Genomic DNA, 5376 nt, shown 5'->3' with positions numbered 1-5376 from the left:
CGCTTTGAACTGCTGGATAAATGGGTGGTGGTATTAATTGCGCCGTTTTATCTGCGTTCATTCAGCATTAACTTTATCAGCTCAAATATGCACTACTACGGCAACGTCAATTCTGTACTGCAACAAACACAGGTATTAACCAACCCGCTGTTCTGGCCGCTGCAGTTATTCTGTTTTAATTTCGGCAGCACCCACGGCATTCACCATTTTGTGGTTGGCGAGCCCTTTTATATCCGCCAGCTGACGGCGAAAGCTGCGCATAAAGTGATGAAAGAAAATGGCGTGCCGTTTAATGATCTGGCAACCTTCAAACGCCGCAACCGTTATCAGCCAGCGGTTGGCCGGGTGGTTGGTGAGCAGGTTAATGCTGGTGTTTAACAACAAGTTTTAGAGAAGCTTGCAAACAATAAAAAATCTTCATTTACGTAATACTGTTCACTCAACGTTTTAAATCATTTTGAAACGCCCAATGCCTCCCAGGGGAACTTATCCCCTTGCCGGCGGGCCGACCCCAGCTTCGCGCTGTGCAGGCCTTTTTCCTCCATTCAGACCACCTCGGTCACGGCAACGCGGATAATGGGCCATCCATGGCCCTATCCGCTCGCTCTGCATCCATGCAGAGACGTACCGGCTCAGTGCTCTTCATTCCGGCGTCCTGCAGGCGCATTGATTATTCCGCCAAGCGGCTTTTCAGAACGGACATTATTGTTCGATAAAAACGGCGTTGCGGCTGAGATAAACCGCGCCTCTGGGCCCGCCGCCATGAGCGATAGTTTTTAAGATCTGTCTGGCATGGATGCCAGACAAGCGTATGTGGCCATGGATGGCCAATATACGCGTGGTCAGTAAAAACCGAGAGAATAAGGATCACGGGCCAGAAAGCGCAAAGCAGGGGCCCGGGGAGAAGTTCCCCGGATTGGGGCGCAGGGGCTTGCCCCGCAAAGGCTGTTCACATGCAATCAACCGGCTGGTTAGTGAACCGTATCTTGCCTCTGCAGGGCTTTTACTTAATCAGGCAGCAAACTCAGTTCGCCACCCACTTACCTTCCTGTGCACGGTCAGAAGCATTCAGCCACACATGGCTCATACCACCTTTAACCGCTTTCAGCGCTTCATTGGCCTTGCTGTTGGTCGGTACAGCAAAGTGGTAGCTGCCACCTAACTGTGAACAGGCTTGCGCACCATCGGTCCAGCGGCCAGCCCAGGCGCTGATCGCCCAGTTGCCGTTGTTGTCTTCACAGGCGAAGTGATGGTTGTTGTTACAGTCTGCGTCATCCCAGCGGCCATTACCCCACTGCACGGCGCAATCCTGATTGCCGTTGTAGTTATTTGGCTCACCGTTGTCCCATGACCAGACACCGGCTGCCATACGGCCGTCGTTATAGGTCAGCTTGTCGAGGTTGACGATATTCACGCCGTTTTTAAACGCCTGCACCACGTCGGCACTTTCGATACGGCTCACAGCACCACCGGTAAAGAAGGCACCAATGGCACCCACGGCGGTGCGGTCTTCCCAGGTACGGCCAATGTCACCCAGCCCGGTAAAGGCGAGGTTTTTCATGCCGCTGTTATCCGAGCAGCCACCGTCTTTCCACAGCACAACCTGTTTACCGGCGGCACGCACCTGAGCTTTGGTCAGGTTGGATGGGATGCTCTTACAGCCATTGCTGGCGTAGATTTTTCCGTTCAGTTTGCTGTTCAGAATGTTCAGCAGTTCCTGATGATGACCATCGGTGTGATCTTCAAAATACAGAATGATCACTTCCTGCGGATTGTCGTTCAGCCAGTTGGCCACTTCCTGCACACCATCGCTGACGCGGCGGTCAGTCAGGCTGCAACCCACATGCAGGTCGCCCCATTCGGTGCCGATACCGGAGTGACACAGCAGCAGGTCAGTACCCCACTCCCATGGCCAGCCATGGGTATGCGCGGTCCAGTGTGCATCCAGCTCAACAAAACGTGCGCCGATACGCAGCTGATCGTAAATTGAGTGCTTCTGCTGCGGATCGAGATAACGGGTCGGGTCGCTGTAGACCGAAGAGTTATAGGTATTGTGCGAGCCAAGCATGCTGTTATCCGCCAGCGGCGAGTTCATATCGATACTGCGCTGATGAGCCAGTGCTTTGCCTGCCCAGCTGTTCTGAAAATCGGTAATAGGGTCGCTTGGCGGGGTTGAGCTCATGGCCAGCGCACCGGCAGAAGCCAGCATACCAAGGGAAAAGGCGAGGGTTGTTTTCAGGGGTGTTTTCATAGGGTCACCTGTGCAGAGAACGAGCGACCTCAGCTTCAGAGAAGTCAGAGGTTATTATTATTTTTACCAGCAATATAGAACCATCGTTCTATGTCGTTGGCCTGTTTTTACAACAAGCTCTGCACCGCTGTCAGCCCTCTTTTCCCCGAGATGCAGGAACTGGCACGGATTGATCCACCACAGACCAATCATGGCCCGATTCGCCCTGTTTTATACCTCCGGCTCTTCACCGCTGCGCGCCAGCCACAGCTGCACATCAGGGTAAGCCAGCAATGCCTGCTTACCCTGTGGTGTGGCAGCAATCGCCTGTAACTGTACGGCCACAGCAATATCAGCCAGCGTTATCTGCTCGCCCACCAGCCAGTCGCGCTCATATAACAAGGCATTCAGCATCTGCAGGTGCTGATCGAGCTCCGTCAGTACCTGCGCCAATGATTTACGCCCCATGCCCTGGGCTTTCAGCTGTTTCATCATGGTGGCCGGCACTATCGGCCGGGCAATGGCGGAAAACCAGGCCGGGTCAGCTGCACAGACACGCCCTGCCCAGTAGCCGCGGTTTTCTTTCACCGCAAAGCGCAGGTACACCTCAAGGAAATACAGGCTCTCATCGGCCCAGTCTTCCCACAGATGCACCTGTGCACGCTGCTGTTCATCGTCTGGTATCAGTGGCACAACCGCCGGAAAACGCCGCTCCAGTTCACGCACAATCAGACTCGAATCCGCCAGACGCTCACCACCCAGCTCCAGTACCGGCAACTTACCCTGCGGACTCAAACGCCTGACTTCGCCCAGTTGTGTTCCCAGTGCGCCGATATTACGCACTTCATAATCCAGCCCTTTGAGCTGCAGCACGCGCCGGACTTTGGCGCAGAATGGGGATATTTCGTACTGGTGCAGCACGGTATTGTTCATCGGATTGTCCTGTATTTTTATTGTGGCGCACTGCTTATCAGCAGCGACGGCAAAGTACCAGCCTCTGGCCGCGAATAACCAGACTTCTGCGGTCTGGGCGGAACACTGCGTTTAGGCTATTTACTGATGTTAATTCAGTGGTAACCTTGGGTCACTTAGAGTTTTACCCATCAGAAAAATAAGCGACAGGCAGGCAACCATGATCAGGCTGACCGTAAATGGTGTGGAACACACACTGGATGTTGAGGGCGATACCCCACTGTTATGGGTGGTACGCGATGTTCTGGGCTTAAAGGGCAGCAAGTTCGGCTGCGGCGCGGGCCTGTGTGGCGCCTGTACCATGCATCTGAATGGTCAGCCAATCCGCACCTGCATTATGCCGCTGTCGGCGGTTGCCGGGCAGAACATCACCACCATCGAAGGGCTGAGCCCGGCCAACGCCACGCCACAGCAGCTGACACCGGTACAACAGGCCTGGCTGGAGCTGAACGTACCACAATGTGGCTACTGCCAGTCCGGACAGATCATGGCCGCCACCGCTCTGCTGGCCAGTAACCCGAATCCCAGCGATGCCGATATCGACAACGCCATGAGCGGCAATATCTGCCGCTGCGGTACTTATCCGCGCATCCGCTCTGCCATTCATAAAGCGGCGGGCATGATGAGTGCCGTCAGCCATCCGCAGGCAGCGCGCAACGGCGAGCTGTTCAGTGAAGTCACTCTGCCGCAAGCGACCAATTCAGAGGAGCTGAGCCATGGATAAGTCCTTACGCACCAGCACCAATACCAACACCGGTCTCAGCCGCCGCTCCTTCTTAAAAGCCAGCGCCCTGTCATCCGGTGGTCTGCTGCTCAGTGTTGCCCTGCCCGGCTGTACCGCCATCGGCATGAAAAATCAGGGCATGGTCAGCGCCGGCGAATGGCAGAGCAATGCCTGGCTGCGCATCGACACCGATAACCGCATTACCTTTATCCTCGACCGCGTTGAAATGGGTCAGGGCACCTATACCGGTCTGGTCACGCTGCTGGCCGAAGAGCTGGAAGTCGACCCGGCGCTGGTACAGGTCGAGTTTGCCGGCGTCGGCAGCGCCTACGATAACCCGCTGTACAAACTGCAGATCACCGGTGGTTCCACCAGTGTGGCCAGCAGCTTTAAACGCATCCGTCTGGCCGGTGCCAGCGCGCGTGAAATGCTGAAGCAGGCCGCCGCTCAGGTCTGGGCGTTGGACAACACCAGCAGCCTGCACTGCGACAACGGTCAGGTGATTCACAGCAGCGGTAAAACCCTCAGCTACGGCGAACTGGCGAGCATTGCCGCCACCTTTGCCGTACCGGAAGACACCGCGCTGAAGTCGCCGGATGAATACCGCTATATCGGTAAATACAACAAACGTCTGGATGCCCTGCAGAAAGTAACGGGCCAGGCCGTTTATGGTATCGACGTTGAATTGCCGGGCATGCTCTATGCCGTAATCAGCCGCGCGCCGGCCTTTGGTGGCACGGTCAAAACCCTCGACAGCAGCGCGGCCAAAGCCGCCAGCGGTGTAGTTGATGTATTCCCGCTGCAAGCCGCCGGTCGCTCAGGAGTCGCCGTAGTCGCCCGTTCTTACTGGCAGGCGCGTAAGGCACAGCAATTACTGCAGATCGAGTGGCAGACGCCGGAGGTCGCGCCCAGCAGCGACGCTATTTTTGCTCAGTACGCCCGCGATCTGGATAACGAAGACGGTGAACAGGTACGCGACGACGGCGACTTCGACAGCGCCGCCGAACAAGCGGCCAGCACCTTAACCGCCGAGTATCAGCTGCCCTATCTGGCCCACGCCACGCTGGAACCACAGAACTGCGTGGTGAAGGCCGACGCCGATGGTATGGAAGTCTGGGCGCCAACCCAGTCGGCCAGCATGGCGCGGGTCGCGGCCGGTAAACACAGCCGCTACAGCCTTGATGACATTGTGATTCACACCACCTGGATTGGCGGCGGTTTTGGCCGCCGTATCCTGCAGGATTACGTCGCCGAATGCGCGGTGATTGCCGACCGCCTGCAACAGCCGGTGAAGCTGATCTGGAACCGTGAAGAAGACACCGCCCACGACTGGTATCGCCCGGCCAGCCTGCATCGTCTGCAGGCAACGATAGGCGCCGATGGCAAAGCCAGCGGCTGGCAGCACCGCATTGCTCACCCGAAAGTATTCGAGTGGTTTGTCGGCGATGCC

At 56.5% G+C, this 5376-nt stretch carries 5 protein-coding genes; 3 read left to right on the top strand and 2 right to left on the bottom strand.

What is annotated here, in order from left to right; all coding sequences use genetic code 11:
* Positions 1–378: fatty acid desaturase (locus B3P58_RS05165; RefSeq protein ID WP_286716402.1), on the top strand; the 378-nt coding region annotated here is incomplete at its 5' end.
* Between the two features lie 646 nt (positions 379–1024).
* Here B3P58_RS05165 and B3P58_RS05160 read toward each other — a convergent pair.
* Together B3P58_RS05160 and B3P58_RS05155 are read right to left on the bottom strand one after the other, a co-directional pair.
* A complete protein-coding gene (locus tag B3P58_RS05160) occupies positions 1025–2251 on the bottom strand; it encodes a phosphatidylinositol-specific phospholipase C domain-containing protein (RefSeq protein ID WP_286716401.1) in 1227 nt (408 codons plus the stop codon).
* Positions 2252–2461: 210 nt separating this feature from the next.
* Complete coding sequence (locus B3P58_RS05155; RefSeq protein ID WP_286716400.1) at positions 2462–3163, bottom strand: glutathione S-transferase family protein; 702 nt, start codon at positions 3161–3163, stop codon at positions 2462–2464.
* Between the two features lie 199 nt (positions 3164–3362).
* Here B3P58_RS05155 and B3P58_RS05150 point away from each other — a divergent pair, with 199 nt between their 5' ends.
* Both B3P58_RS05150 and B3P58_RS05145 read left to right on the top strand, forming a co-directional pair.
* On the top strand, positions 3363–3926 hold the full coding sequence (locus tag B3P58_RS05150) for a (2Fe-2S)-binding protein (protein WP_145466446.1): 564 nt from the start codon (positions 3363–3365) through the stop codon (positions 3924–3926).
* On the top strand, positions 3919–5376 hold a 1458-nt coding region (locus tag B3P58_RS05145; protein ID WP_286716399.1), incomplete at its 3' end, for a xanthine dehydrogenase family protein molybdopterin-binding subunit. The genes B3P58_RS05150 and B3P58_RS05145, both read left to right, overlap by 8 nt.

The sequence above is a fragment of the Thalassolituus sp. UBA2009 genome (assembly GCF_002335285.1).
In the GTDB taxonomy this organism is placed as follows: Bacteria; Pseudomonadota; Gammaproteobacteria; order Pseudomonadales; family Oceanobacteraceae; genus Venatoribacter; species Venatoribacter alkanivorans.
Note: the sequence above shows the minus strand (reverse complement) of the source record. Positions and strands in the feature narration are given on the sequence as shown.

Bases quoted from the DNA above. Each gene is read 5' to 3' on its own strand.
- B3P58_RS05150 (WP_145466446.1), top strand. From the start codon at position 3,363: ATGATCAGGCTGACCGTAAATGGTGTGGAACACACACTGGATGTTGAG.
- B3P58_RS05160 (WP_286716401.1), bottom strand. From the start codon at position 2,251: ATGAAAACACCCCTGAAAACAACCCTCGCCTTTTCCCTTGGTATGCTG.
- B3P58_RS05155 (WP_286716400.1), bottom strand. From the start codon at position 3,163: ATGAACAATACCGTGCTGCACCAGTACGAAATATCCCCATTCTGCGCC.